The sequence below is a fragment of the Rhizobium herbae genome (assembly GCF_019511375.1).
Classification (GTDB): domain Bacteria; phylum Pseudomonadota; class Alphaproteobacteria; order Rhizobiales; family Rhizobiaceae; genus Pararhizobium; species Pararhizobium herbae_A.
In genome coordinates this window covers 340,131-366,284 of record NZ_JAEUAO010000005.1, presented here as the reverse complement: position 1 = coordinate 366,284, position 26,154 = coordinate 340,131, and the positions used below count along the sequence as shown (strand labels likewise).

Here is a 26,154-nt window from a genome sequence, read left to right as displayed (position 1 = left end):
CCCAGGCAAAGGCCCAGACGGGCGGCGGCAGCCCGATCTCCTCAAGCTCCTCCTCCGTCTTCAGCCAGAGGTCATGCGCTTCGCTGGCCAGATGGAGCCGGATCTCCGGCACGTGCGGCAGCGGCATGATATCGGTATTGGCACTGATAAAGGTTTCGGGATCGGTTTTCACAGTGAGTGTGGTTTCCGGTTGGTCGTTTCGGTTTTGCCCTCATCCGCCCTTCGGGCACCTTCTCCCCATAAACGGGGCGAAGGGACAAGCGGCAGAGAGAGCTAGGGTGAGGGGCAAACACACGAAATCAGCGCGGCGGATTGTCGAGGCCGCCGAGACGGCAGATCTCGAGATATTCCTCGTCCGTCACCGGCTGTACGGAAAGCCGCATCGAGGTGACGAGCGCCATCTTCTCGAATTTCGGGTTTGCCTTGATCTCCTTCAGCGAGACGGGCCTCGGCAGGTCGCAAACCGCGCGGATATCGACGCAGTCCCAGCGCGCGTCGCCCGCGGCAGTCGAATCCGGATGCGACAGGGCGCAGACTTCCGTAATGCCGACGATCTCCAGCCCCTCATTGGAGTGATAGAAGAACCCCTTGTCGCCGAGTTGCATCGCCCGCATGTTGTTGCGCGCCAGATAGTTGCGCACACCGGTCCATTCGGTGCCCTTGTCGCCGGCATCCTTCTGCATTGCCCAGGACCACTTGAACGGCTCGGATTTGTAAAGCCAGTATGCCACGCTCAAGCCTCCGGCCTGTTGAAGACCCAGTTCCAGGGCCTGACGTCGACCTGGGCAAACAGGCCGGCCCTGGCATAGGGGTCGGCGGCGGCGATCGCACGAGCTTCCTCGATCGTTTCCGCCCTGATCACCACCAGGCTGCCACTCGGCTTGCCGGCACCGTCAAGGAACGGCCCGGCGAAGGCGAGCCCGCCCTTGGCATTGAGCTCGTCGAGAAAGGCGATGTGTTCCGGGCGCGTATCCATCCGCAGTTGCAGGGCATTCGGCTTGTCCGTGCACAAAACGGCAAACAGCATGGCGTTCTCCTTGATTGACTGTTCTTGGGAGTGATTATTCCTGCGTGATCGGGCGGGACATCAGCTGCTCCAGCGCCGTCTTCACATCCGTCTTTCCGTCGATGATGGCCGCCACCGCTTCGGTGAGCGGCATATCGACACCCAGCTGCCGTGCAACATCGGCCGCAACCGAGGCGGCGAAGGCGCCCTCGACCAGCTCCCGCGTCTGCCCCTTGGCGCTGCCGCTCGCGCCAAGCGCAATGCCGTAGCGAAGATTGCGCGACTGATGGCTGGTCGCCGTCAGCACGAGGTCGCCGAGGCCCGAGAGTCCGCGCACCGTATCGGCCTCGCCGCCGCGCGCCGCGACGAAACGCGACATTTCGGCAAGACCGCGCGAGATCAGCGCCGCACGGGCGGAATCGCCGAGCCCCGCGCCTTCGACGATGCCGCAGGCGATCGCCAGCACGTTCTTCAAGGCGCCGCCAAGCTGCACGCCGATCCGGTCGGCTGACGGATAGAGGCGGAATGTTGCGCCCGACAGCGCTTCGGCAAGAAGAGACGCGCGTTCGATGCTATCAGCCGCGATCACCATCGCCGTCGGCAGGCCCTTGGCGATATCAGCGGCGAAGCCCGGCCCCGAAAGCACCGCCACATTTTGCAGATGCAGCTCTTCCTCGACGATATCCGTCAGCAAGCGTCCGCTGGACCGCTCCATGCCCTTGGCGCAGATGACCACATCCGCGCCCTTGTCGATGAAGCCGTGCAACGAACGGGCCGCCTCGCGCTGCGCCTGCGACGGCATGGCAAAGAGCACGATGCCGGCCCCCTCCAACACTGTCGGATCGTCGGAGACTGTCAATGTCCCAGGCAGGTCGATACCCGGCAGTGCGCTGTCGTTGCGGCCGGTTTCCTTGAAATCCTCGACGATGCTCTCGCGGCGGGTGAGCAGCGTCACCGGCGCCTTGCCCGATGCGGCGGCAACGGCGGCGAGCGCCGTACCGAAGGCGCCAGAACCGACGACGACGATGCGATTGTCTTGCGCAATTGCTGCTGTCATTACGCCTTCGCTCCCCGTTTGCCGAAACCGATCAGGGTTTTCGCACCGGCATCGAGCGGCCAGCGCGAACGTGGCGCTACATCGAGTTCATCGGCCGGCAGCCCCGCCGCCAAACGCTCGGCGCCAGCCCAGGCAATCATCGCCGCATTGTCGGTGCACAGCTGCAGCGGCGGCGCAACAAAGCGAAAGCCGTTCTTGTCGCACAGGTCCTGCAGCGTTGCCCGCAGCGTCTGGTTGGCGGCGACACCGCCGGCCACGACCAGCGCCGGATGATCGACGGTACCGGCAAATTCGTCCTTGAAGCGGGCCAGCCCCCGGCCGATGCGATCCTTGAGCGTCCGCGAAATCGCCTTCTGGAAGGAGGCGCAGATATCGGCGATGTCCTGCTCGGTCACCGGCTCGATCGACTGTGCCGCCTGGCGCACGGCCGTTTTCAGGCCGGAGAAGGAGAAATCGAGGCGCGCCTCGCCGACCAGCGGGCGCGGGAAGGAGAAGCGATCCGGATTGCCGCTTATTGCCGCACGCTCGACGGCCGGTCCGCCCGGATAAGGCAATCCCAGCAGCTTGGCCGTCTTGTCGAAGGCTTCGCCCAGCGCGTCGTCGATGGTCGTGCCCCAGCGCTCGTAGACGCCGACATCGTTCACCAGAATGAGCTGCGTGTGGCCGCCGGATACGAGCAGCATCAGATAGGGAAAGGACAGCCCATCCGTCAGCCGCGCCGTCAGCGCATGGCCTTCGAGATGATTGACCGCATAGAGCGGCTTGCCCGACGCCCGCGCGATCGCCTTGCCCGTCATCAGGCCGACGAGCAGGCCACCGATCAGGCCCGGCCCGCTGGTGGCGGCAATCGCGTCGATATCGGCAAGCGTCACGCCGGCGCGCAACAGCGCTTCCTCGACCAGCGTATCGAGCGCCTCGACATGGGCGCGCGCGGCAATCTCCGGCACGACGCCGCCATAGACGCTGTGTTCTTCCAGCTGGCTCAGCACCACATCACTGACGATCTCGCCATGGCCGTTCTCGTCGCGCTGCACCACGGAAGCTGCCGTTTCGTCGCAGCTTGTTTCGATGCCGAGGATGCGTAAGCGCGAAGACATGGGCCATTTTACTCGAATATTGCGGTCGCAGGGAAAGGCGGATACACGGAACTCCGGTAACAACGGATCGCGGTGGATGCAAACAAAACCTTTCCGGATCGGCACGCGGGGCAGTCCCCTGGCGCTGGCGCAGGCCCATGAAACGCGGGACCGCCTGATGGCCGCGCACGGCCTGCCGTCCGAAATGCTCGAGATCGTCGTGCTGTCGACCATGGGCGACCGGATCACCGACCGCTCGCTTGCAGCGATCGGCGGCAAGGGGCTTTTCACCCAGGAACTGGAGGACATGCTTCTCTCCGGCGGCCTCGATTTCGCCGTGCACTCCTCCAAGGACATGCCGACGAAACTGCCCGGCGGGCTGTTCCTATCCGCCTATCTGCCGCGCGAGGATGCCCGCGACGCTTTCGTCGGCCGCACCGCCGCCAGACTGCTGGACTTGCCCGAGGGCGCCACGGTCGGCTCGTCGTCGCTCCGGCGCCAGGCGCTGATCAAACGGCTGCGGCCGGATATCAACGTCATCACCTATCGCGGCCTGGTCGATACGCGCCTGAGGAAACTGGCTGAGGGCCAGGTCGATGCGACGCTGCTCGCCTTCGCCGGGCTGAAGCGGCTCGGCAAGCACGACGTGCCGACGGAAATCCTCGATCCGGAAATCTTCCCGCCGGCACCAGCACAGGGCGCGATCTGCATCGAAAGCCGCATTGGTGACGACCGTGTCAACGGCCTTCTGGAAGCGATCAACGACGTCAGGACACATCAGGCCGTCACCTGCGAACGGGCCTTTTTGTCGACGCTCGACGGCTCCTGCCGCACGCCCATTGCCGGTTATGCCGTCTCGGACGGCGAGGCGATCCGCTTCTCCGGCATGGTGCTGACACCGGACGGCAGCCAGCATTTCCGGGCAGCAATCGAGGGCAAGGCCGTAAACGCCGAACAACTGGGCGCCAAGGCCGGCGAGGATATCCGCCTTGAGGCCGGGCCGGACTTCTTCTCGAGCTGGACCTGAGCCATGCGCATCCTTGTCACCCGGCCGCAACCCTCGGCGGCGGCAACGGCGGCAAGGCTCGAAGCACTTGGCCATGAAGCCATCGTCCTGCCGATGATGGAAGCGGTCCACCAGCCGCAGGCGGCGCTCGATGCCTTGTCCCTTCCCCATGCGGCGATTGCCATTACAAGCGCGGAAGCAGTTCGTGTGCTATCTGCCATCAAGGATCAATTGACGCCCTACCTGGAGACGCCGGTCTACTGCGTTGGCGGAGCAACGGCGGATGCGGCAAGGGCATTGGGCTTCCGATCGGTTACCCCCGGTCCCGGGACAGGCTTGGGGCTAGCCCAGCGCATTGCCGACAGCGCCGGAAGCCTTGACGACGGCCTTGCCTATCTGGCCGGCCTGCCACGATCGCCGGGCTTCGAAACGGCGCTGCGACAGGCGGGAATCGACTGCCGAGTTGCGGAAGTCTATCGTATGTCTCCCATCGCCCATACGCCGGAAACCATTGAAAACCTGCTTTCATCGCGCGAACCGCAGGCCGTTCTCTTTTACTCCCACGAAACCGCCCGGCACTTCTTCACACTGCATGCCATGGCGACGAAAACCGCGTTTCGCGACATGCGGCTGCTCTGCCTGAGCCACCATGTCGCGGATGCCGTGCCGCGGGGGATCGGCCATATCGCCATTGCGGCTGAGCCCAACGAAGCAAGTCTTCTCGCGCTGCTCTGACCGGCCACCGTCAAGCACGTGGCATTTGTCCATCAGCAGCCGGGCAAGGAATTGTCGCTGGGGGGCTTTCCCTCTTCCCGCTCGATGTCTAGGTTTAACGCAGTGCCTTAAGTTCATGCGATAACGGGAAGAGATCATCATGGGACCGGAAAATCCTCCGCGCCGCTCGAAGTCCGATCAGGAGCCGGTGACGATCGACCTTGAAGCCAACGCGGCGCCACAGGACGATATGAAAACCGTCGATGCCGCCTCCGAAGGCGAAGCGGTCGTCGACGACGCGGCAGAAATCCCGGCGGACGAAGCCGTCAGCGCCGACATTCCCGAGCCGACCGACATCCAGGATCCAGTCATTCCCGAAGGCACTCGCAGTGCCGGAGACGCCGACAGTTCCGTCTCCGATGAAGAAGATGCGCGCGCGGAAGCGGCTGCAGCCGTCTTTGCCGAGGAACCGACCTCCGCGGCAGCGGAACAGCCGGCCGGGCCAGTCCACGCCGAACCGCGGCGCGCCTCGAATTCGGGCGCCCTTGCCGCCGGCATTCTCGGCGGCCTGATCACGCTTCTCGGCGCCGGCGGCCTGCAATATGCCGGATTCCTGCCGGCGCTCGGACCCGCTAGGGGCGACACTGCCGTCGAACAGAACCTTGCCGGCGAGGTCGAAGCGATCAAGGCCAAGCTCGCTGCAGCCCCCGCATCTTCGGCAAGCGTCGATCTCGGCCCGCTGGAAGCCCGCATCGCCGAACTGGAAAAGAAGATCGGCGAAGGCGGAAATAGCGCCACGGCCGATCTCTCCGGTCTCGATGCCCAGCTCACCAGCCTGACCAGCGAGATCGCGACGCTGAAATCAGCCCTTGCCGATACCCGGCAATCGACCGAAACGGCGAAATCCGAGCTTTCGACCCGCATCGAGGCGGCAGAGAAGAAGATCGACGAACCGGCCAGCGACGTGCAGCTCGCCCGCGCCGTGGCCGTCACCGCGCTGAAAACGGCGATCGACCGCGGCGGGCCGTTCCTCGCCGAACTCGACGCCCTGAAGAGTATCGCCGCCACCGATCCGGCCGTCACCGGCCTTGCCGGCGACGCCGCACTCGGCGTTTCGCCGCGCGCCGATCTGGTGCGCGACTTTCCGGCAACCGCCGATGCGATGCTGGAAGCCACCCGGCACAGCGACCCCGACCAGGGCATTTTCTCCCGCCTGATGGACAGCGCCTCGTCCGCCATCCGCATCCGCCCCGTCGGCAGCGTCGAGGGAGACGGGCCCGAAGCGGTCGTCGCCCGCATCGAGGACAAGCTGACCAATGGCGACCTGAAGGGCGCGAGCATCGAATGGCAGGCACTGCCTGAACCGGCGAAAACCGCCGGAGCCGATTTCAAGACCCGGCTCGACCAGCGCATCCGCGTCGAAGGTTTGATCGACGCGGCCGTTGCGGGCGCCATGACGGCCAACCAGGGCTAAGGAAGAGTTCATGATCCGTATTCTGTTCTACGTTCTCATCGTCCTTGCTCTCGGCGCCGGCTTTGCCTGGCTGGCCGACCGTCCCGGCGAATTGTCGCTGATCTGGCAGGGAAGCCGCGTCGAGATGAGCCTGATGGTGGCAGCGACGCTGCTCGCTTCGTTGATCGCCGCCGTCCTCATCGTCGTCTGGCTGATCCGCGTCGTCTGGCTGTCGCCGCACTCGATCTCGCGCTATTTCCGCGCCCGCAAGCGCGACCGCGGCTACCAGGCACTGTCGACCGGCCTGATCGCAGCCGGCGCGGGCGACAGCGCCCTTGCCCGCAAGATGACGGCGCGCACGCGCGGCCTGTTGAGTTCCGACCAGGAGCCGCTGATCCACCTTCTGGAAGCGCAGACGGCGCTGATCGAGGGCAAATATGACGACGCCCGCAAGAAGTTCGAACTGATGGCGGACGACCCGGAGACGCGCGAACTCGGCCTTCGCGGCCTCTATCTCGAAGCCAAGCGGCTGGGCGCCAACGAGGCCGCGCGGCAATTTGCCGAGCGCGCCGCCGACAAGGCGCCGCATCTGCCCTGGGCGATGCTGGCAGCGCTCGAGTATCGCAGCCAGGCCGGCCAGTGGGACGAAGCCATCCGCCTTCTCGACCAGAGCCGCGCCAGCCACGTCATCGACCGCAAGGATGCCGACCGCAAGAAGGCCGTGCTGCTGACGGCCCGTGCCACCGAAAAGCTCGAGGCCGATCCGAAAGGCGCCCGCGACGACGCGCTGGCCGCCCTGAAACTCGCCGACGACCTGGTGCCGGCCGGCCTCATCGCCGCCAAGGCGCTGTTTCGCGAAGACAACCTGCGCAAGGCGGCCTCCATCCTGGAAAAGCTCTGGAAGCAGGAACCGCATCCGGAAATCGCCAGGCTCTACGTCCGCGCCCGCAGCGGCGATTCGGCCCTTGACCGCCTGAAGCGGGCAAGCAAGCTCGAGGCGCTCAGGCCGAACAATGCGGTGGCCTTGGCCGCGGTTGCCGAAAGCGCCCTGGAAGCCCGCGAACTGCCCTTGGCGCGATCGAAGGCGGAGGCCGCGGCCCGTATCCAGCCGACGGAGGGCATCTTCCTGCTGCTTGCCGATATCGAGGAGGCCGATACCGGCGATGACGGCCGCATCCGCCACTGGATGAACCAGGCGCTGAAGAGCCCGCGCGATCCGGCCTGGACGGCCGATGGCGTCACCTCGCCCGAGTGGCTGCCGGTCTCGCCCGTCAGCGGCCGTCTCGACGCCTTCGAATGGAAACAGCCGGTCGGCCAGATTGCCGGCCCGGTCGAAGAGGGCACGCTGGAAGCGGCAGACGCGGCGATCCGCAGCCTGCCGCCGGTTGCCGTCACCCACCAGCGCGCCGAGCCGGAGCCCCAGCAGGCCGAGACGCCGGCAAAGCCGAAGCACGTCATCGAAATCCCAGAGAAAGCCGAGGAGGTGGTCGAGACCACCGCCGTGCCGGCACCAGGCGAATCGGCGGTCGTGCCGGAGCCCGTGAAGGTCGGAAAGAAACCGGCGCCGGCCAAGACCGAAGAGCCTGTCGTCGAGCCGTTCTTCGGCCGCCCGCCGGATGATCCGGGCGTGCGCGATGACAGCGACAAGCCGCTGGCAAAAGCGAGCTTCCGCCTGTTTTGAGAACCTCCGACCTTCGACGGACCCGCATGTTTGACAGATTCAAGACTTTCCTCGACAGCCTGACCGGACACGGGCATGCCTCCTTGATCGAGCCCGGCGATCCGCGCATCGCCATCATGGCGCTCTGCATTCAGGTGATGGAGGCCGACGGCGAGACCGACGAGAAGGAGCGCCGCAAGGTGCGCTCGATGATCAAGGATCACTACAAGCTGGACGATGCGGCACTCGACGCCCTGATCGCCGCCGGCGAGACGGCCGAGAGCGAGGCGATCGACTATTTCCGTTTCACATCCGACATCAAACGGCATTTTTCCGAGGAACAGCGGATCGACCTGATCGGCATGTTGTGGGAGATTGTCTATGCAGATGGCAAACGCAGCGAAATGGAAGACCATGTGATCTGGCGCATCGCCGATCTTCTTGGCGTTTCCGGCAGGGACAGGATCATCAAGCGGCAGGAGGTGGCCGCCAGATTCAGGATCGCGGAGGAGGAGACCGCGCAACAGGAAAAGTGAGATGCTTTTCGACGACCGCACGTTCTACACGCGCACGACCGGCAAGCCGGTCCTGATCATCCTGCATCAGGAACGCTCCAGTCCCGGACGGGTCGGACATCTGCTGCTGGAGAAAGGCTTCAGCCTCGACATCCGGCGCCCGGTGCTGGGCGAGGCGCTACCTGCAACGCTCGAAGATCATGCCGGCGCCGTTGTGTTCGGCGGGCCGATGAGCGCCAACGACGACGAGGAGTTCATCCGCCGCGAGATCGACTGGCTCTCCGTGCCGCTTACGGAAAACAAGCCGTTCCTCGGCATCTGCCTCGGCGCCCAGATGCTGGTCCGGCATTTGGGCGGCGTCGTCGCGCCGCATCATGAGGGGCTGACCGAAATCGGCTGGTATCCGCTGGAAGCGACCGAGAAGGGCCGCGCGCTGATGGAATGGCCGTCGATGGTCTACCAGTTCCACCGCGAAGGGTTCGACCTGCCGGTCGGCGCCGAACTGCTGGCGTCGGGCAGCACCTATCCCAACCAGGCCTTCCGCTATGGCGAGAATGCCTGGGGCATCCAGTTTCACGGCGAGCTGACACGGGTCATGATGCATCGATGGGTCGTGCACGGCGCACACCGCTTTGAGCTACCCGGCGCGCAGGTCGGCCGAGCGCATCTGGAAGGCCGGATGGACCATGACGGCCCTCTGCGCGACTGGATGGACCGGTTCCTCACCCACATCTTCCAGCGCCAGGGGGAGACCATGGCAGCCTGATCGATCAGGCCTTCTGCTTGGGGGCTTCGAGCGAATCGATCTCGCGCAACTGCGGGAAACCGAGCGCCCAGATGACGGCGACGGCAAGCGTGCCGATGCCGCCGACCACGACCGCCGGAACCGCGCCGATGACATGCGCCATAGTCCCCGCCCGGAACTCGCCAAGCTCGTTCGAGGCACCGACGAACACCATGTTGACGGCATTCACGCGGCCGCGCACGGCATCCGGCGTCCACAGCGCAATCAGCGTCTCGCGCACATAGACCGAGATCATGTCCGCCCCGCCCATCAGCATCAGCGCCGCGATCGACAGCCAGGCGAGCTGCGACAGGCCGAAGACAACCGTGCCGATGCCGAACAGCGCGACGCCGGCAAACATCAACACGCCGGCATTGTGGCGGATCGGATAGGCCGCAAGCGTGATCGCAACGAGGATCGCGCCGACGCCGGGTGCTGCCCTGAGCAGGCCGAGGCCGAAGGGGCCGAGCACCAGGATCTCGCTGGCAAAGACCGGCATCAGCGCCACGGCGCCACCGAGCAGAACGGCAAAGAGATCGAGAGAGATCGCGCCGAGCACGACCTTTTCCCTGCGGATGAACCGGAACCCGGCTAGAACCGAGGTCCAGTCGCGCGGCCCGCTGAGGCTGTGCTGCGCCGGCTTTTCGATCATGAGAATGAGGATGGCCGCCAGCACGAGGAAGGCAAGCGCGACCGAATAGGCGACCACGGCGCTGAGGCCGTAAAGCAGACCGCCGGCGACCGGACCGAGGATCGCCGCCGTCTGCCAGGAGGACGAGTTCCAGGCGATCGCATTGGACAGGTCATGGGCAGGAACGAGATTGGGCGCCAGCGACTGCACCGCCGGCGCCATGAAGGCGCGCTCGATGCCGAAGACGATCAGGATGGCAAAGACGGGCCAGGCCGAGAACGCGTCGGCGATCGTCAGCCCCAGGAGAGCAGCCGCGCAGAGGGCGCTGATGATCATGCAGATCGAAACGATCGCCCGGCGGCTATGACGGTCAGCCACCGAACCTGTGACCAGGATAAGAAGGAACGACGGCAGGAACTGGAGGAGACCGATCAGGCCGAGATAAAGCGTGTTCTGCGTCTGCGCGTACATCTGCCAGCCGACCGAGACGCTGACGATCTGGATGGCGAATGAGGCGAGAAAGCGGGCAAAGAAGAATCGAGCGTAGGAGACATGCCGGAATGCGGCGAACCGGTCAGCACCGTTGATGGTGGACATGCGGCAATCTTTCCGAAGAACGGCCGGAGAATGGCCCCGCCGTATTAAACATGTTTAGCCCGGCACGAAGCACGGACTTGCCGGTTTAGTCGTCAATGTCTACATGTCTGTCAACAACGAATTGGAGACCGGCATGCTTGCTGTCATTGCGACCCTGAATTTCATTATCAACATTGCGTGGTTCCTGGTCATCGCCTCGGCCATCTTTTCCTGGCTCTACGCATTCAACGTCATCAACGTCAACAACAACGCCATCAACATGATCGGGCGCTCGCTCTACCAGCTGACCGAGCCGCTCTACCGGCCGATCCGCCGGATGCTGCCGGACATGGGCGGTGTCGACCTGTCGCCGCTGGTGGTCTTGGTCATCCTCTATTTCATCTGGTATTTCCTGAACACGACCGTTGCCGCTGCCCTGCTCAGCTGAACCGGCATTTCTCGCAGACAACAAAAAACCTCCGGATCGTCGTGATCCGGAGGTTTTTATTTGCGGTGCGCGGGCTTGTTCGGCCCCCGCTTACTTCGCCGTCTTGGCGCGCTCGATGGCTTCGCTGATCAGTTGCTTGGCGACCGACGCATCCTTCCAGCCGAAGATCTTCACCCACTTGCCGGGCTCCAGATCCTTGTAGTGCTCGAAGAAATGCTCGATCTGCTGCAGGGTGATCTCCGGCAGGTCGGTATAGTCCTTCACCTTGTCGTAGCGCTTGGTAAGGTGATAGTTCGGCACGGCAATGACCTTTTCGTCCTTGCCGGAATTGTCTTCCATCATCATCACGCCGATCGGGCGAACGTTGATGACGCAGCCCGGAACCAGCGGCCGGGTCGAGGCGATCAGCACGTCGATCGGGTCGCCGTCATCCGACAGCGTATGCGGTACGAAGCCGTAATTGCCGGGATAGGTCATCGGCGTATAGAGGAAACGGTCGACCACCAGCGTGCCGGCTTCCTTGTCCATCTCGTACTTGATCGGATGGCCGCCAACCGGAACCTCGACGATCACGTTGACATCTTCAGGCGGATTCTTGCCGATCGAAATTGCATCAATACGCATGTTTTCTCCCAGGGGTCTGAGTTTGGCTGGCGAGTCCGATAAAGGGAAACATGCCGCGGCGCAACATTACTTTCGTCATGAGCGGAAAAATGCGACCTTTAAGCGAATAATCGCGGATGCCGGAACGTAACCGGGTATGAGGAGCGCTGATGATATCCCCCACAGGCACAATTCCGCTGATCCTTCTCGTGGCGCTGGCGCCCGCCGCCGCCCGCGCCAATGACAGCATCTATACCGATTTGGACACCGATCATTGCAAGACGCTTTCGCCGGAAGACGTCGAAGGCGGCGGCATCTCGTTGCAGTGCAAGGGCCTGACGGACTACGCGGTCTACTTCAAGGAAGGCGACCTGCGGCAGAGCATCCTCTACGGCCACGCCAGCCAGGCCTATATCGACGGTGTCTTCGAAAGCTTCGAGCCGTTCAATCATACGGGGCGAAAGATCGAATGGCGGCTCGGCCAGGACGGCAAGCCGAGGGCGACCATTCTCCGGTGGTTCCTCGAAAATATCGATCAAGCCACCGGCGAGCCGTCTCCGAAGGTCAAAGGCCAGGTTCTCGTCGTGTCGAAAGTGGCAGGGCAAGACGGGATGGGCTGCGTGGTCGGTTACGTCGATGCGCTTGCCAATCCGGCGCCCAACACGCTTGCCCGGCAAATCGCCGACGCGAAGGCCGATGGTTTCGTCTGTGGCAGGGACAAGGCGGAGTTTCACGGCAAGCGCGGGCCGACGGCAGCCGAACCCACGCGCATTTTCCCGGAGTAGCGCGGCTCAGTCCCAGATATAGCCGATTTTCTTGAGACTTTTGCCGCCGAAGTCTTCCATCCCCTCGCAGACGTCGTGTCCGCCGGCCATGCGGAAGAAACGGTCGGCATGATGGCTGTCTTCCAGGCACCAGACGACGAGGCCCTTGCAGCCGAGCGATTTCAGCAGGCTCTTGGCCTCGCCGAACAGTATGCGGCCGAGGCCGATGCCCTGATATTCCGGCCGCAGGTAGATCTCGTAGACCTCGCCTTCCTGCGGCAGGGAGCGGGCACGGTTGAGGCCGAGCGTCGCATAACCGGCGATTACACCCGCCACCTCGATGACGAGCAAGGTCGAGGGACCCCGCGTCGCCTTGCGCCACCACGTATGATCGCGCCGGTCCACCATCTGGTTCAGCGGCTTGTGCGGAATGAGCCCGCCATAGGCCTGGAGCCAGGAAACGCGGTGGACGTCAGAGATGGCCGTCGCATCTCTTGGTTCACCGGGCCGCACCTCGATCGATAGTGTTTTCATATCGCGACTCTAGACCTGTGCCGAGCAAACAGGAATCCCATCCAAGCCCTGTCTTTAACTAACTCACAGGCAACTTATGGGGACAACAATCAAAAGTTAACGCTTTTTTAACTTTTCCGGCAAGCGCCAAAAATTGCAACACACAACAACGCACAACAAATAGGGCGCGTCGCCGCCCGCGCGCGAAACGGATGGAGCCGCACGGTCATCGTCTTCGAATTTCTGGAAACTCACGCGCAGAAAAACGCCAGCGGCCGTAAAATACGGCAACGCAGCATGGAACTTTCCCGCTCCCCGCGCGTTTCGATACGTCCAGTCCCGACCTGCGCATGTCGTTGCGGAGCGGGAGGATCACCACCGCGGCCCCTTCTTCCGGCCTCGGCTTCTAGGGAAGTAGGGCGTTTCGAATGCTGGTCAAGCTCAGGCAGCGGAAATCCCGACACACGATCGACTCATCGTTCAGCGGCACACCCTCGTGCCCCTCATGGAGCAGCCGATGAAAAACCTCTCAGCAGACAGGCGCATGATCAAGATTGCAATGGCGGCTCCGTATCTCGAACGGGACGAAGAGCAGGCTTTGGCGCTGGCTTGGAAGGACCACAACGATCAGGAGGCACGCAACAAGATCGCCATGGCCCATATGCGTCTGGTGATCTCGATGGCGGCGAAATTCCGCAATTTCGGCCTGCCGATGAGCGATCTGGTGCAGGAAGGCCATATCGGCCTCCTGGAAGCCGCGGCCCGCTTCGAACCCAGCCGCGAGGTGCGGTTCTCGACCTATGCCAGCTGGTGGATCCGCGCCTCGATGCAGGACTACGTGCTGCGCAACTGGTCGATCGTGCGCGGAGGCACCTCTTCGGCGCAGAAAGCCCTGTTCTTCAACCTGCGCCGGCTGCGCGCCAAGCTCGCCCAGGGCGACCGGCAGCTGACGGCCCGCGCCGTGCATGAGGAGATCGCCCTGGCGCTCGGTGTCAGCCTCGCCGACGTACAGACAATGGATGCCCGCCTCTCCAGCAACGACGCCTCGCTGCAGGCGCCGATCTCGTCGGGCGATGCCGACAGCGGCGAGCGGCTCGATCTTCTCGCCAGCGATGCGCCGCTGCCGGACGAGCAAGTTTCGGAGATCATTGATCAGGAACGGCGGCGTATCTGGCTCAGCCATGCACTTTGCCAGCTGAACGAGCGGGAAATGAAAATCATCCGCGCCCGCCGGCTGTCGGAAGAGAGCGCCACGCTGGAAGAACTCGGCGCCGATCTCGGCATCTCCAAGGAACGCGTCCGCCAGATCGAGACCCGGGCGCTGGAAAAGCTCCGGATCGCGCTTGTCGCGGAAGCCCCGGTGCTGGCGACGCTGCCGCATTGAGCGCCATGCCGGCACCCGGCCACCGAGGCAAAAGCCGGCCGAGCTGTCATGACCGTGGAGGTGCGGTGCTGCCGCGGCTAACCAGCGTCACGTCGAGGGTTTCCTGCGCGTCGGGCAACGCGCCGCCAAGGATGGCGCTTACCGCCCTGCGCGCAATCTCGTCGAGCGGCTGTGCAATGGTCGTCAGCCCCGGACTGGCCGTCGCGGCTTCGGGGACGTCATCAAAACCAATCACGGAGACATCGCCGGGCACCTTGAAGCCACGCGCGGCGAGCCATTGCATGGCGAAAAGCGCAATGCGGTCGGACATCGCCAGGATGGCCGTCGGTGGCGCCGGCATTGCAAACAGGGCATCGAGTGCCGCATCGACGCTCGATCGATCGTTGCGCGTGCCGTGCACGGGCACGCTTGCAGGCTCTATGCCGAATTCTTCCAACGCCTGCCGATAGCCGAGCAGGCGGTCGCGCGATGTCGATTTCAAGGATCGAGCCGCTTGCCCGGGCGCTGTCGCCCCGACAGGATCGCCAAATTGGTCTATTGCCAGAACGGCAAAACGACGATGCCCGAGATCGGCCAGATGTCGCGCTGCCATGGCCGCGCCAGCAAGGTTATCGATGCCGATCACCGGGATGGACGTGTCCGCGCCGCCGAGCGCAAGGGCGATGAACGGCAACTGTCGCCGCCTTGTCAGTTCCACGAGCCTTTCGCCGCCTTCCACGCACAACAGGATGAAGCCATCGACAAGCGCGCTGTTGATGTTCCAGGCCAGTTTTTGCTGATTCTGCGCCGACACCAGCGCGATGCCGGTGCCGGTGGCGTCGCACACGGCCGCGATCTTCGTCATCAGCGCCCGCGCCCAAGGATCCTCGAAGAAATACGCCAGCGGTTCGACGGAAGCGACGCCGATGGCGTTGACCCGCCCGGCCCTCAGCAAGCGCCCTTTCATGTCCGGCCCGGCATAGCCGAGCTCCCTGGCAGTGGCGAGCACCCGCTCGCGCACCTCTTCGCGCACCACCTCCGGCCGGCCGAAGACGTTCGATGCCGTTCCTTGCGATACGCCCGCCGCCTTGGCGACATCAGCCAGTCTTACATGCCCTTTTGCCACGGCGACCTCATACTCCCCGAACCGGCATCACCCTAGCAGAGTATTGTATCGATTCAAATCTCTTGACATTTTTCCGCAAGCGCGTAGATTTTGAATCGGTTCAAATGTGCGTGCCCAATCGTTGAATCGATTCAATATGGAGACTCCCATGATCCCGATCGCCTGCCTGTTCAAGGACCTCTACAATGATCGCTGGGGCAATCCGCGCTATCCCAATCCGGGCGATGCACGGGCCTGCGCAGGGCCGCCCCGCCTTCGCGCGCGCCGGCCAAGCGCCTGGTCCCTCACCATCCCGATCGATCGCCGCCTGAGATAGCCGGTTACGCAGCTTGTCCAAGTTGGCGGAGCCCGGAAAAGACCGGGCCATTTCCTCGCTGACCTATTCCGAAATGATCTTGATCCTGTCGCCAGGCCTGACCGTCGACGTCACCTGCATCGCGTTGATCAGGCGGAAGAGATCGAGCTTGCGGTCGGTGCCCATCATCCGGGCGGAAAGCGTCGCCAGCGTATCGCCGGGCCGGGCCGTGACGACGCGGATACGCAGCGGCTTCAGGGCGGCCGCTTCCTGCGGCGTCATGCGGCGGAACGAGGCCCGCAGGATTTCGGCGGTCGGCTCGAGGCTCGGCGCGCCCTTCGGTACCGCTGTCAGGAAGCGGTAGATCTGCGTATCGATGCGGATCACCGTGACGTCGAAATCCCACCGCTCGGCCGAGGCGCGCGCGGTCGCGGCCTCGAGCCCGTTGATCGTGATCGGTCGGATGGTGTCGGGCTTAAGGCCCGTGACCCAGCCGCTGGCGATATAGTCGGTCAGGCTGCGGCGCTGCGTATCGGCGACGCCGTCGAAGCGAATGGCGACCTCGCCCGGTCCGGTCGCCAGCACCGCTTCCGCCTTGTTGTCGATCTGGAAGCCGGCCGGCACGTCGAATCGAATGCCGAGCTTGCCGTGCAGGAATGTCTGGCCGCGGACATAGCCCTCCTGCGGGCTGTCGCCGTACAGCAGCCCGTCGATACCGGCCAGATAATAGTCGCGGCCGCGATCGCCGACCGTTCCCTCCGCCCCGAAAGCCCGCGCATGGCGACGGGCAAGGTCTACCCGCTGCGGCGCGCTCGGGTGGCTCGACAGGAAGTCGAGGCTCTGGTCGCTGTCCGGATCGACCGAGGAAAACCGGCTATAGGCCGCCATCGCATCGAGGAAACGGGCGGCCGCGTAGGGATCGTAGCCGGCCTCGCCGAGCATCCGCACGCCGATGACGTCGGCCTGCAGTTCCTGGTTTCGCGAGAACGCCGCAAGCCTGAGCTTGCCGCGCGCAAGCGCCTGCTTGCCGGCGAGATCGCTGGAGAGCACTTCGGAGACGACGCGGCTGGCGATCACCTCCGCCTCCTCGCGCTGCTGCCGCTCGATGCCGTGATTGGCCGTCACATGCGCCATCTCGTGCGACAGCACCGCGGCCACTTCCGACGCGTCATCGGCAAGCGCCAACAGGCCGCGGGTGACATAGAGATAGCCGCCGGGCAGCGCAAACGCGTTGATCGCCGGCGAGTTCAGGATGGTGATGCGGTAGGACTGGTTCGGATTTTCCGAGACCGCCGTCAGCGCGCCGGTGATCCGGGCAACGAGACGCTCGGTCTTCTCGTCCTTGTATTCGCCGCCATAGCTCGCGACGATGCGCGGATGCTCGCGGGCGCCGACCTGGGCGCGCGGGTCGTTCTTCTGCACCTCCTCGACGATCTGCGGCGTCGAGGACGGCGCGACCTTCGGCTCATAGGTCTGTTCGATCACCGACTGGCACCCGACGAGCAGCAGCATGCCGGCGAGCGCGCCTGCCGCACGCAAGGATACGCCGGAGCTTTTCTCCGAAGACTGCGGATCCGTGCCTGTCGTTCTGTTCATGCCTCAGCTCGTTTCCAGTCTTTCGGGCCAGCCGCGCGAATATCCCTGCGGTCGGCCGCCAGGGAAATTCGATATTCTTTACAGCCGCGTACATAGGTCAGGCGGCGATCACAGCAATACTGCTGTAGCCTATCTGCGCCACGCGTGCCTAGCATATGCCCATAGAAATAGTTGCCCCGTGATATCCCTGCAACGGACACGCGAGCATGGCGCCGCGGGGATTTCGCGCTTGGCCGTCGCATAGGCCAACGTTCAAATTGTGGCAATCATCGCAAGCGATGTTCATTTTCCGAGAAAGCGCGCGACGACCGGACTATCGGTGTGGTTGAGGAATTGCGCCTTGGGTTGGTGCAGCAGGACGCGGCCCTCGTCGAGGAAGATGACGCTGTCGGCCAGCGCCCGCACGTCGTCCGGATGGTGCGTGACGACCAGCATCGTATTGCCTTCCTGCGCGTGCAGGTCGAGGAGCAGGCGGGTCATGCCGGAGCGCAAGCCCGGGTCGAGCGCCGCGAAGGGCTCGTCGAGAAGAAGGACAGGTTTGCGCCGGACCAAGGCGCGCGCCAACGCCACCCGCTGGCGCTCGCCGCCGGAGAGCGTCGGCGGCAGCCGCTTGCCGAAACCTTCGAGCCCGACGCGCATCAGCGCCGAGGCAACCTTTCCGCGCTCCTTCACGCCCAGCCTCAGGGCCGGATCAATGCCGAGCGCGATATTGGTGGCGACGTCGAGATGCGAAAACAGGTTGTGTTCCTGGAAGATCACCGAGACCGGCCGGTCGGCCGGATCGCGGCTGGCGACATTTTCGCCGAGGATCTCGACCACACCCGCATCCGGGGTCTCGAAACCGGCGACGATATTAAGGAGGGTCGATTTGCCGGAGCCCGAGGCGCCGGTAATGGCAACGATCTCGCCTTTCCGGATCGTGCAATCGAAGTGCAGTTCCGTCTTGTCGAACTTCACCCGCACGCCGCCGAGGCGAATGGCGGTCTGCGTGTCACGCGGCGGCATTTTTGCTCCCCTGGTCATACTTCGCCGCAGATGGCGTGCCGGCGATGGTCAGCGCGAGGCAGACCAGGCCGAGAAACAGCGCGAGCCCCGCCGCATCGGTGGAGCGGTAGCTGCCCATCCGGCTATAGAGCAGCCAGGGCAGCGTGACCATATCCTGCGACCCGAACAGCGCCACGGCGCCGAGATCGCCGAGCGACAGGGCGCAGGCAAAGGACAGCGCCATCAGCACCGGCTTGCGCAGCACCGGCCAGTCGACGAACCGCAGCCGGTGCCAGCCGCCGAGACCGAGGCTCGCGGCAAGCCTGCCGGTGCGAGCCGAATGGCTGGCGATCGCCGGCTCCAGCACGCGGTAGACGAAGGGCAGCGCCATCAGCATGTTGATCAGGATGACCAGCAGCGGCGCAAAGGCGGCGACATCGCCGAGCGGCCGCAGCAGCAGGAACCACCCCGCCCCCAGCACGACGGGCGGCACCAGCAGCACCAGCGACGCACTCATCGAGATAAGGCCGGCAAATTCGCGATGGAGCTTCGGTGGGCGTCTCGGCGCGAGCGCGACCTGCCGCGAACGGATCATCAGCGCCGTCACCGCGACGCAGAGCGTGCCTGACACAAGCGCAATGACAAGGCTGGTGACAAGGGCCCGCTGCACCATCGGATCACCCATGAGTTTCCAGAGATCGGATTGCAGACCGGAGGCGATGACGGAGCCGAGCGGCAGTGCAAGGAACACCACCGCCAATACGATGACCAGGCCGTCGCCCGCCTTGCCGGAGAGATTGCGGCCGTCGAAGCGCCTGACCTCGCGACCGCTGCCATGGCCTTCCTCCACGCCTGGCGTCAACAGGCGCATCGCCACCAGCAAGACCCCCGTCAGGGCAATCTGCAGCAGCGAGAGGGCGATCGCGCGGGGCGGATCGAAATCGAAGCGCAGCGCCTGATAGATCGCCACCTCGATGGTACTCGCCGCCGGCCCGCCGCCGAGCGTCAGCACCAGGGTAAAGCTGGTGATGCAGAGCATGAAGATCAGGCCGGCAATGCCGGGCAGCAGACCGCGAATGGCAGGCCACTCGATGAAGCGGAAGATCGAAAGCGGCCGCATGCCGAGATTGGCGCCGACCAGCCAGTATTCGCCGGGAATGCGTTCCAGCCCGCCGAGCATCAGCCGTGCGGCCAGCGGCAGGTTGAAGAACACATGCGCCAAGAGGATGCCGGACAGGCCGTAGATGCTGATCGGCTGATCCAGCCCCAGCCAGGCAAGCGCCGTGTTGAGCAATCCCTGCCGTCCCCAGATACCGATCAGCCCCAGGGCGGCGACCAGCGCCGGCAGGCCAAGCGGCAGCGCCAGCAACCGGATGACCCAGACACGCCCGGGAAAGGAGGGTTGCCGCGCCAGCGCGCGGGCAACAGGAATGGCGAGCATGATCGACAGGAATGTCGACAGCGCGGCCTGAAGCAGCGTGAACCGCATGACGCGCCAGACATAGGCGTCGAACAAGCCGGCTTGCCCCGCCGCACCCGGCTCATCGAAGGCAAGCAGGGCATAGGCGGCGAGGCAGACGAACAGCACGATGCCGCCGAGGCAGAGCGCGCCGGCGGCAACCGTGAAACGTCTCTCGATGCGCTCGATCATGCTGTCCTTAGTCTGCTTTCCTGGCCAGTACCTCGCCCCGGACCTTTGCCGCGCATGCTGGTCGAGCGGGCTTGCCCGGGGCTGTCCCCCCTTTCTCCCGGGGGGAGCTATTGCATATGGAACGGCGAGGGCGCCGCTGGCTCCCTCTTCTCCCTTGCGGGGAGAAGTGCCGAGCGCATGCGAGGCGATGAGGGGGCTTCAGGCACGACATTGGCGCTTCGCGCACCCCCTCATCTGCCCTTCGGGGCATCTTCTCCCCAGGGGGAGAAGGAAGGCTCCGATCAGTTCTTGCTCATGGCGGCGAGCCACTCGTCGATCCAGGCCTTGCGGTTGGCGGCAACCTCGTCCGACGACATCAGGAAGGTTTTTGCCGGATTGATGAGCTTGCCGAAAGCATCCGGCAGCGGCTCCTTGGTGGCGGCCACCGGCATCATCCAGTTGGTCGTCGGGATGATCGACTGGAACTCCGGTCCGGTGGCGAAGGAGAGGAAATCCCTGGCAAGCGCCGGATCCTTGGCATTCTTCGTCATGCCGGCCACTTCGACCTGGATGTAGTGACCTTCCGAAAAGGCCGCCGCCTGGTAGCGGTCGGTGTTTTCCGCCACCATGTGGTAGGCGGGCGAGGTTGTGTAGGACAAGACCATCGGCGCCTCGCCCTTGGTGAACAGGCCGTAAGCCTCGGACCAGCCGGGCGTAACCGTCAGGACACGATCCCTGAGCTTCGCCCAGGCGCTACCTGCCTGATCGCCATAGACCGACTTGACCCACAGCAACAGGCCGAGGCCCGGCGTCGAGGTGCGCGGATCCTCGATGACGATCTTCTGGGAGGGATCGCCCTCGACCAGCTCCTTCAGGCTCTTCGGCGGCTCCTTCATCGTCTCGGTGTCGTAGATCACCGCGAAGTGGCCGTAGTCGTAGGGAACGAAGGTATCGTCGGTGAAGCCGCCGGGTACCTTGACGGCGGAGAGATCGAGGTCATGCGGCGCGAAGAAACCGGTCGCCTTGGCTTCGGAGACGAGATTGGTGTCGAGGCCGAGTACGATATCGGCCTTGGTGGCCGCACCCTCGAGCTTCAGCCGGGTCAAAAGCTCGACGCCGTCGGCGACGCTGACATACTCGACCTTGCAGTCGCAGGTCTTCTCGAAGGCTTCCGCGACCTTGGCGGCCGGGCCCCATTCGCTGGTGAAGCTTTCATAGGTGTAGACGGTCAGCGTCTTGTCGGCGGCCGCCGCGGAAGATGCCGTGGTGATTGCGGCAATTGCCGCCAGAAAGGGAATGAATGCCTTGCGCATCGGCGCCTCCGTTAAATCCAAGTGTTGGGAATAGGGCGCTGACATGTGCCGTCTAATCCCTCCGCCGGTGCAAACCGGATCAGGTTCCGCGGGTTGGCTTGTCAAAGCCTCTCAGCCGATCGGTCCAGATGGGACAAACGGCACCCCGTTAGAGCAGCAGGAGATTTAGACCCGCGTCACATGCTTGGCAAGAGCCTTCGACCGGCCACGAACGGCCTAGAGGACAGGCTTTTGCGGCAGCCGGACGGATTTGAGGCTGATGGCGGCGACGAGCGCGATCAGGGCGATGCCGACCGCGGTCAGGAACAGCGGCTGGAAGGCGGCCGTGTAGCTTTCCGCGACCAGATGGCGCGTCGCCTCCGGCAGGGCCGAAATTGCCAGCGGCGTCAGCTTTTCGATATCGGCGACGCCCGGAATCTCGGCGGCGTGCCGCGTCAACCCGGCGGCGATGATCGCGCCGTAGATGGAGATGGCGACCGATGCGCCCCCCATCCGCGCCAGAGTGATCGCGCCGGTGGCAGCCCCGACATCGCCGCGGGCGGCGAGGTTTTGCACCCCGATGATCGGCACCTGCTGGCCGAAACCGCCGCCGATCCCATGCAGCGCCATGATGGCGCAGATGACGAAGATCGGCGTGCCGGGCTGGATCTGGCTGCAGAGCGCTAGCGCGAGCGCCATCAGACCGGCGCTGATGATCGAAAACGGCTTGTAGCGCCCGGTCAGCGAAATCAACCGCCCGGCAATCAGCGAGCCGCAGACGATGCCGCCGGTCAGCGTGATGAACAGCAGCCCGCCGACAGACGGCGACAGCCCGGTCGTGGTCTGCAGGAAGAGTGCGTAGTAGTTGACCGTGCCGATGCCGATGGCGCCGCTCGCCAGCGAAATGACCAGGAGCAGGTTGAACGTCGGATTGCGGAAGAGCGTCAGCGGGACGATCGGCTCCGGCGCGCGCTTCTCGACGAACACCCACAGCATGGCGCAGATCAGACCGGCGACGACCACGGCCAGGCTGCCCGGCGACAACAGGGAGCCGAACAGTTCGGCGCTATCGCCCAGCAGAACGGTGCAGGCGATCGCCCCGGCCAGAAGCAGCGCGCCGGCGTAGTCGATCTTCGGCAGGCGCGTCGGTCGGCGATAGGGCAGGAAGACGAACAGGCCGGCAAGCACCACGACGCCGATCGGAATATTGACGAGGAAGATCGACCGCCAGCCGAAGAGGTCGCTCATCGTGCCGCCGAGCACCGGGCCGATGGCGCCGGACGCCATCAGCACGAGGCTCGAATAGCTCTGGTAGCGGGCGCGCTCGCGCGGCTCGAACAGGTCGGCGGTGATGGAAAAGATCGACACCATGATGCCGCCGCCGCCGAGCCCCTGCAACACGCGCGCCCCAATCAGCGTGTTCATCGATACGGCGAGCCCGCAGGCGACCGAGCCCAGCGTGAAGATCGCCACCGCCGCAAGCATCACATATTTGCGGCCGAACAGGTCGCCGAGCTTGCCGAACAGCGGCATCACCGCGCAGGTGGCGAGCAGATAGGCGGAACCGATCCAGCTGAACCGCTCCATTTCGCCGAACTCGCCGACGATGGTCGGCAGCGCGGTGGCGACGATCTGGTTGTCGAGGGTCGCCATGAACAGCGCCGTCATCAGGAAGAAAAAGAGAGTGAGGCGAAGCGCCTGGCTCGAAACGAGCGGCGCCGGCGGGACTTGCGTGTCCATGGGATGACTCCGGTTGAGATGGGCAATTTATGTGCTTTTAGCATATATTTGTCAACAGCACATTTATGTCGTCAGCATATTATGCTTTATGCTGCTCCGCACCTCTGCTATGCTCCGCCCATGGAACATCAAGCCTCTCGCCACCAACCCGATACGGAAGACCTCGACTCGGAAGCCCATCGCGCCTGGATCGGCCAGTCGATGGGGCGCTGGCGGGTGCTGATCGGCCGGCGGGTGCTGGCCCGCCTCGCCATCGACAAGATCGGGCTGGAGCTCACCCATCTCGAGGTGCTCGAGGCCGTTCGCCGCGCCGAACCGGAGGGCGAGGTGACGGTCGGCGCGATCGCCGATTTCCTGCGCATCGACCCTTCGCGCGCCAGCCGCATCGTCAGCGACATGGTGGCGCGCGGGGCGCTCCGGCGCGAGGCCTCGCAGGCCGACGCCCGCCGCATCCTGGTGGTAATGACCGACGTGGGAAAAAAAATGACGGCCGAGGTGCAGGCGGTCAAACGCGGCGTCATCGAGAGCGTGCTTGCCGACTGGCCGGAAGAAGACGTCGCCGCCTTCGCCCGCCTCTTCGACCGGTTCGTTACCGGCTTCGAGCAGGTCCACCAGAAGCGCGAAGCGGAAAAGGCAGGCTGACCCGCCGGGCCACGGCCTCCTCCGTCTTCTCCCCGCCGGGGAGAAGGGCGCACATCGCCGCTTCCAAGCCACCTGCGCAGCAAATGCACCGCCCGCCTCTTCCCCTTGCGCCCCTGTTTAAGCTATGGCCTTGCGCCATGAACAAACAGGCTTTCGTGATATTGATGGGCGGCGAGCTTACGCCGACGGATCGTCTGGCGGGACATCTGAAAGGCGCGCGCGTCATCGCCGCCGATGGCGGCATGCGGCATGCCAAGGCGCTTAAGCTTTCGCCGGAACTCTGGGTCGGCGACTTCGATTCCACGACGCAGGCCGAGATCGACGAATGGCCGGACATTGCGCGTGAGCCCTACCCCGCCGCCAAGAACGAGACGGACGGCGAGATCGCCACGGCGGAAGCGCTGGCGCGGGGGGCAACGCGCCTGGTCTTTGCCGGCGCGCTCGGCGGCGAGCGCAGCGACCATGCCTTCATGCACCTTCTCTACGCCGTCAAGCTGGCCGAGGACGGCCTCGACGTGCTTCTGACCTCCGGCGAGGAAGAGGCCTATCCGCTGCTATCAGGCACGTGCGACATCGACCTGCCGAAGGGCAGCCTGTTTTCGGTTCTCGGCCTCGAGACGCTCGCCGGCCTCTCGATCGCGGGCGCCCGCTATCCGCTTGTGGATTTCCATCTGCCGTTCGGTTCCTCGCGGACGATTTCCAATGTCGCCGAGGGCACCGTCCGCTTCACCCTTTCCTCCGGCCGGGCGATCGTCCTTGCCCGTCCTTATGACCTTTCGGGAGCCTGACCGTGGCGCCGCCTATTCTGAAACTCGACGATATCTTCCTTTCCTTCGGCGGCACGCCGCTGCTTGCCGGCGCCAACCTGCAGGTGGAGCCCGGCGACCGCATCTGCCTCGTCGGCCGCAACGGCTCGGGCAAGTCGACGCTTTTGAAGATCGCCGCCGGCCTCGTCGAGCCGCAGACCGGCGAGGTCTTCCGCCATCCGGCCGCAACCGTCCGCTATCTCGAACAGGCGCCGGATTTTGCCGGCTACGCCACCGTGCAGGCCTATGCCGAGGCGGGCCTTGGGCCGGGCGACGACCCTTATCGCGTCACCTACCTGCTCTCGCATCTCGGCCTGACCGGCGAGGAGAACCCGAACGACCTGTCCGGCGGCGAAGCCCGCCGCGCCGCCCTTGCCCGCGTCATGGCGCCGGAGCCGGACATCCTCCTGCTCGACGAGCCGACCAACCATCTCGATCTGCCGACCATCGAATGGCTGGAAGGTGAACTGCAGAAGACCAGAAGCGCGCTCGTCCTCATCTCGCACGACCGGCGCTTCCTCGAAAAGGTCTCGACCGCCACCGTCTGGCTCGATCGCGGCCAGTCGCGCCGCCTCAATCAGGGCTTTGCCTTTTTCGAGGCCTGGCGTGACCAGGTGCTGGAGGCGGAAGAGCTGGAGCAGCACAAGCTCGGCAAGGAGATCGAGCGCGAGGAGCACTGGCTGCGCTATGGCGTCACCGCACGGCGCAAGCGCAACATGCGCCGCCTTGGGGCGCTACAGGACCTGCGCTCGAAATATCGCGGCCACAAGGGGCCGCAGGGCACCGTACAGGCCACCGTCACCGACGCGCAGGAATCGGGCAAGCTGGTGATCGAGGCCGAAAAGATCACCAAGGCCTATGGCGAGCGCGTGATCGTCGCGCCGTTTTCGATCCGCGTCCACCGCGGCGATTGCATCGGCCTCGTCGGCCCGAACGGCGCCGGCAAGACGACACTGCTCAAGATGCTGACCGGGCAGATAGAACCCGACAGCGGCACGGTCAGGCTCGGCACCAATCTGGAGATCGCCACGCTCGACCAGAAGCGCGAGGATCTGAACCCGGAGGAAACGCTCGCCCATTACCTCACCGACGGGCGCGGTGAGAACCTCCTCGTCAATGGCGAGCAGCGGCATGTCACCGGCTACATGAAGGAATTCCTGTTCCAGCCGGAGCAGGCGCGCACGCCGATCAAGAACCTGTCGGGCGGCGAACGCGCCCGCCTCATCCTCGCCCGCATCCTGTCGCGCCCGACCAACCTGTTGATCCTCGACGAACCGACCAACGACCTCGACATCGAGACGCTCGATCTTCTGCAGGAAATCGTCGCCGGCTTTTCCGGCACCGTCATCCTCGTCTCCCACGACCGCGACTTTCTCGACCGCACCGTCACCTCGACCATCGCGCCCACCAACCCGGACGCGCCGGACGGCCGCTGGATCGAATATGCCGGCGGCTATTCCGACATGATGGCGCAACGCAAGGGCGCTCAGGAGGAAAAGAAGCGCGCCGACAGGGCCGAAAAGGCCAGGTCCGCCGACAATGGCAGTTCCGCCGCCGCCCCGAAGGCGGCCAAGGGCAAGCTCTCCTTCAAGCAGAAATTCGCGCTGGAAAACCTGCCGAAGGAGATGGAAAAGGCGCAGGCCGAAATCGCCCGACGCGAAAGCGAAATGGCCGACCCCGCCCTGTTTTCCAAAAACCCCACCCGCTTCTCCACCCTCGCCACCGAACTCGAGAAGCTGCGGGCATCCATCATGCGGATGGAAGAGGAATGGCTTGAACTGGAGATGCTGCGGGAAGAACTGGAGGGGTAGTAAGGCCCCTAGCATCCGGTGGCCTCGGCCCGACATCGGCCGCGTCAACGCGCACCTGATCGA

The 26,154-nt window shown here is 64.6% G+C and carries 26 protein-coding genes, 1 pseudogene and 1 riboswitch; of the genes and pseudogenes, 13 read left to right on the top strand and 14 right to left on the bottom strand.

All coding sequences use genetic code 11. From position 1 onward, the window contains the following. The 5 genes and pseudogenes from JNB71_RS24560 to tsaD all read right to left on the bottom strand — a co-directional run. Nucleotides 1-172: pseudogene (locus tag JNB71_RS24560) on the bottom strand (methyltransferase); the annotation flags it as partial. Nucleotides 173-299: 127 nt separating this feature from the next. Continuing rightward, complete coding sequence (locus tag JNB71_RS20800; RefSeq protein WP_112858779.1) at nucleotides 300-731, bottom strand: EVE domain-containing protein; 432 nt, start codon at nucleotides 729-731, stop codon at nucleotides 300-302. 2 nt (nucleotides 732-733) lie between these two features. Further along, nucleotides 734-1,027 (bottom strand): YciI-like protein, encoded by a 294-nt coding sequence (locus JNB71_RS20795; RefSeq protein ID WP_220373675.1) that lies wholly within the window; start codon nucleotides 1,025-1,027, stop codon nucleotides 734-736. Between the two features lie 34 nt (nucleotides 1,028-1,061). Further along, nucleotides 1,062-2,063 (bottom strand): NAD(P)H-dependent glycerol-3-phosphate dehydrogenase, encoded by a 1,002-nt coding sequence (locus tag JNB71_RS20790; RefSeq protein ID WP_220373674.1) that lies wholly within the window; start codon nucleotides 2,061-2,063, stop codon nucleotides 1,062-1,064. Then, nucleotides 2,063-3,160 carry a tRNA (adenosine(37)-N6)-threonylcarbamoyltransferase complex transferase subunit TsaD gene (tsaD, locus tag JNB71_RS20785; RefSeq protein WP_220373673.1) on the bottom strand — a complete coding sequence of 366 codons (1,098 nt, stop codon included), beginning with the start codon at nucleotides 3,158-3,160 and terminating at the stop codon, nucleotides 2,063-2,065. The genes JNB71_RS20790 and tsaD overlap by 1 nt, the downstream gene beginning before the upstream one ends. Before the next feature lie 76 nt (nucleotides 3,161-3,236). On the opposite strand from tsaD, the gene hemC reads away from it, so the two are divergent. From hemC to JNB71_RS20755, 6 genes are all read left to right on the top strand, one after another. Next, on the top strand, nucleotides 3,237-4,166 hold the full coding sequence (hemC, locus tag JNB71_RS20780) for a hydroxymethylbilane synthase (protein WP_220373672.1): 930 nt from the start codon (nucleotides 3,237-3,239) through the stop codon (nucleotides 4,164-4,166). A gap of 3 nt (nucleotides 4,167-4,169) precedes the next feature. Next, nucleotides 4,170-4,880 carry a uroporphyrinogen-III synthase gene (locus JNB71_RS20775; RefSeq protein ID WP_220373671.1) on the top strand — a complete coding sequence of 237 codons (711 nt, stop codon included), beginning with the start codon at nucleotides 4,170-4,172 and terminating at the stop codon, nucleotides 4,878-4,880. Between the two features lie 139 nt (nucleotides 4,881-5,019). After that, on the top strand, nucleotides 5,020-6,333 hold the full coding sequence (locus JNB71_RS20770; protein ID WP_220373670.1) for a COG4223 family protein: 1,314 nt from the start codon (nucleotides 5,020-5,022) through the stop codon (nucleotides 6,331-6,333). Between the two features lie 10 nt (nucleotides 6,334-6,343). Then, on the top strand, nucleotides 6,344-7,993 hold the full coding sequence (locus tag JNB71_RS20765; protein ID WP_220373669.1) for a heme biosynthesis protein HemY: 1,650 nt from the start codon (nucleotides 6,344-6,346) through the stop codon (nucleotides 7,991-7,993). Between the two features lie 26 nt (nucleotides 7,994-8,019). Next, nucleotides 8,020-8,508 carry a TerB family tellurite resistance protein gene (locus JNB71_RS20760; RefSeq protein WP_220373668.1) on the top strand — a complete coding sequence of 163 codons (489 nt, stop codon included), beginning with the start codon at nucleotides 8,020-8,022 and terminating at the stop codon, nucleotides 8,506-8,508. 1 nt (nucleotide 8,509) lies between these two features. Next, nucleotides 8,510-9,253, top strand: coding sequence for a glutamine amidotransferase (locus tag JNB71_RS20755; RefSeq protein WP_220373667.1), 744 nt, complete (start codon nucleotides 8,510-8,512; stop codon nucleotides 9,251-9,253). A gap of 4 nt (nucleotides 9,254-9,257) precedes the next feature. On the opposite strand, the gene JNB71_RS20750 is transcribed toward JNB71_RS20755, so the two are convergent. Beyond that, entirely contained in the window at nucleotides 9,258-10,499 is a 1,242-nt protein-coding gene (locus tag JNB71_RS20750) for an MFS transporter (protein WP_220373666.1), read from the bottom strand. 133 nt (nucleotides 10,500-10,632) lie between these two features. Between JNB71_RS20750 and JNB71_RS20745 the strand changes: the two genes are divergently transcribed. Then, a complete protein-coding gene (locus tag JNB71_RS20745) occupies nucleotides 10,633-10,926 on the top strand; it encodes a YggT family protein (protein WP_220373665.1) in 294 nt (97 codons plus the stop codon). Between the two features lie 90 nt (nucleotides 10,927-11,016). Here JNB71_RS20745 and ppa read toward each other — a convergent pair whose 3' ends face one another. Further along, nucleotides 11,017-11,550, bottom strand: a complete 534-nt coding sequence (ppa, locus tag JNB71_RS20740; RefSeq protein ID WP_220373664.1) for an inorganic diphosphatase — start codon at nucleotides 11,548-11,550, stop codon at nucleotides 11,017-11,019. Between the two features lie 149 nt (nucleotides 11,551-11,699). On the opposite strand from ppa, the gene JNB71_RS20735 reads away from it, so the two are divergent. Further along, complete coding sequence (locus JNB71_RS20735; protein WP_220373663.1) at nucleotides 11,700-12,314, top strand: hypothetical protein; 615 nt, start codon at nucleotides 11,700-11,702, stop codon at nucleotides 12,312-12,314. Between the two features lie 6 nt (nucleotides 12,315-12,320). Here JNB71_RS20735 and JNB71_RS20730 read toward each other — a convergent pair whose 3' ends face one another. Then, the gene (locus JNB71_RS20730) at nucleotides 12,321-12,827 is read right to left on the bottom strand and encodes a GNAT family N-acetyltransferase (RefSeq protein WP_220373662.1); all 507 of its coding nucleotides are present in this window, start codon (nucleotides 12,825-12,827) and stop codon (nucleotides 12,321-12,323) included. A 496-nt stretch (nucleotides 12,828-13,323) separates the two neighbouring features. Here JNB71_RS20730 and JNB71_RS20725 point away from each other — a divergent pair, with 496 nt between their 5' ends. Then, on the top strand, nucleotides 13,324-14,190 hold the full coding sequence (locus tag JNB71_RS20725; protein ID WP_220373661.1) for an RNA polymerase factor sigma-32: 867 nt from the start codon (nucleotides 13,324-13,326) through the stop codon (nucleotides 14,188-14,190). 46 nt (nucleotides 14,191-14,236) lie between these two features. On the opposite strand, the gene JNB71_RS20720 is transcribed toward JNB71_RS20725, so the two are convergent. Further along, nucleotides 14,237-15,295: a LacI family DNA-binding transcriptional regulator gene (locus JNB71_RS20720; protein ID WP_220373660.1), complete on the bottom strand. Its 1,059-nt coding sequence runs from the start codon at nucleotides 15,293-15,295 to the stop codon at nucleotides 14,237-14,239. A 148-nt stretch (nucleotides 15,296-15,443) separates the two neighbouring features. On the opposite strand from JNB71_RS20720, the gene JNB71_RS20715 reads away from it, so the two are divergent. Next, complete coding sequence (locus JNB71_RS20715; RefSeq protein WP_220373659.1) at nucleotides 15,444-15,611, top strand: hypothetical protein; 168 nt, start codon at nucleotides 15,444-15,446, stop codon at nucleotides 15,609-15,611. A 63-nt stretch (nucleotides 15,612-15,674) separates the two neighbouring features. Here JNB71_RS20715 and JNB71_RS20710 read toward each other — a convergent pair whose 3' ends face one another. The 5 genes from JNB71_RS20710 to JNB71_RS20690 form a co-directional block, all read right to left on the bottom strand. Then, nucleotides 15,675-17,186: a M48 family metalloprotease gene (locus JNB71_RS20710; RefSeq protein WP_220373658.1), complete on the bottom strand. Its 1,512-nt coding sequence runs from the start codon at nucleotides 17,184-17,186 to the stop codon at nucleotides 15,675-15,677. A gap of 282 nt (nucleotides 17,187-17,468) precedes the next feature. After that, complete coding sequence (locus tag JNB71_RS20705) at nucleotides 17,469-18,191, bottom strand: thiamine ABC transporter ATP-binding protein (protein ID WP_220373657.1); 723 nt, start codon at nucleotides 18,189-18,191, stop codon at nucleotides 17,469-17,471. Beyond that, nucleotides 18,178-19,821 carry a thiamine/thiamine pyrophosphate ABC transporter permease ThiP gene (gene thiP, locus JNB71_RS20700; protein ID WP_220373656.1) on the bottom strand — a complete coding sequence of 548 codons (1,644 nt, stop codon included), beginning with the start codon at nucleotides 19,819-19,821 and terminating at the stop codon, nucleotides 18,178-18,180. Before thiP ends, JNB71_RS20705 begins: the two co-directional genes overlap by 14 nt. Before the next feature lie 281 nt (nucleotides 19,822-20,102). Next, nucleotides 20,103-21,113, bottom strand: coding sequence for a thiamine ABC transporter substrate binding subunit (gene thiB, locus JNB71_RS20695; RefSeq protein WP_220373655.1), 1,011 nt, complete (start codon nucleotides 21,111-21,113; stop codon nucleotides 20,103-20,105). Nucleotides 21,114-21,152: 39 nt separating this feature from the next. Then, nucleotides 21,153-21,271: riboswitch (TPP riboswitch) on the bottom strand. Between the two features lie 58 nt (nucleotides 21,272-21,329). Then, the gene (locus tag JNB71_RS20690) at nucleotides 21,330-22,832 is read right to left on the bottom strand and encodes an MDR family MFS transporter (protein WP_220373654.1); all 1,503 of its coding nucleotides are present in this window, start codon (nucleotides 22,830-22,832) and stop codon (nucleotides 21,330-21,332) included. A gap of 120 nt (nucleotides 22,833-22,952) precedes the next feature. Between JNB71_RS20690 and JNB71_RS20685 the strand changes: the two genes are divergently transcribed. The 3 genes from JNB71_RS20685 (at nucleotide 22,953) to JNB71_RS20675 (ending at nucleotide 26,091) form a co-directional block, all read left to right on the top strand. Then, nucleotides 22,953-23,474, top strand: coding sequence for a MarR family winged helix-turn-helix transcriptional regulator (locus JNB71_RS20685; RefSeq protein ID WP_220373653.1), 522 nt, complete (start codon nucleotides 22,953-22,955; stop codon nucleotides 23,472-23,474). Nucleotides 23,475-23,611: 137 nt separating this feature from the next. After that, entirely contained in the window at nucleotides 23,612-24,262 is a 651-nt protein-coding gene (locus tag JNB71_RS20680) for a thiamine diphosphokinase (protein ID WP_220373652.1), read from the top strand. 2 nt (nucleotides 24,263-24,264) lie between these two features. Beyond that, nucleotides 24,265-26,091 (top strand): ABC-F family ATP-binding cassette domain-containing protein, encoded by a 1,827-nt coding sequence (locus JNB71_RS20675; RefSeq protein ID WP_220373651.1) that lies wholly within the window; start codon nucleotides 24,265-24,267, stop codon nucleotides 26,089-26,091. Nucleotides 26,092-26,154: the final 63 nt, after the last annotated feature.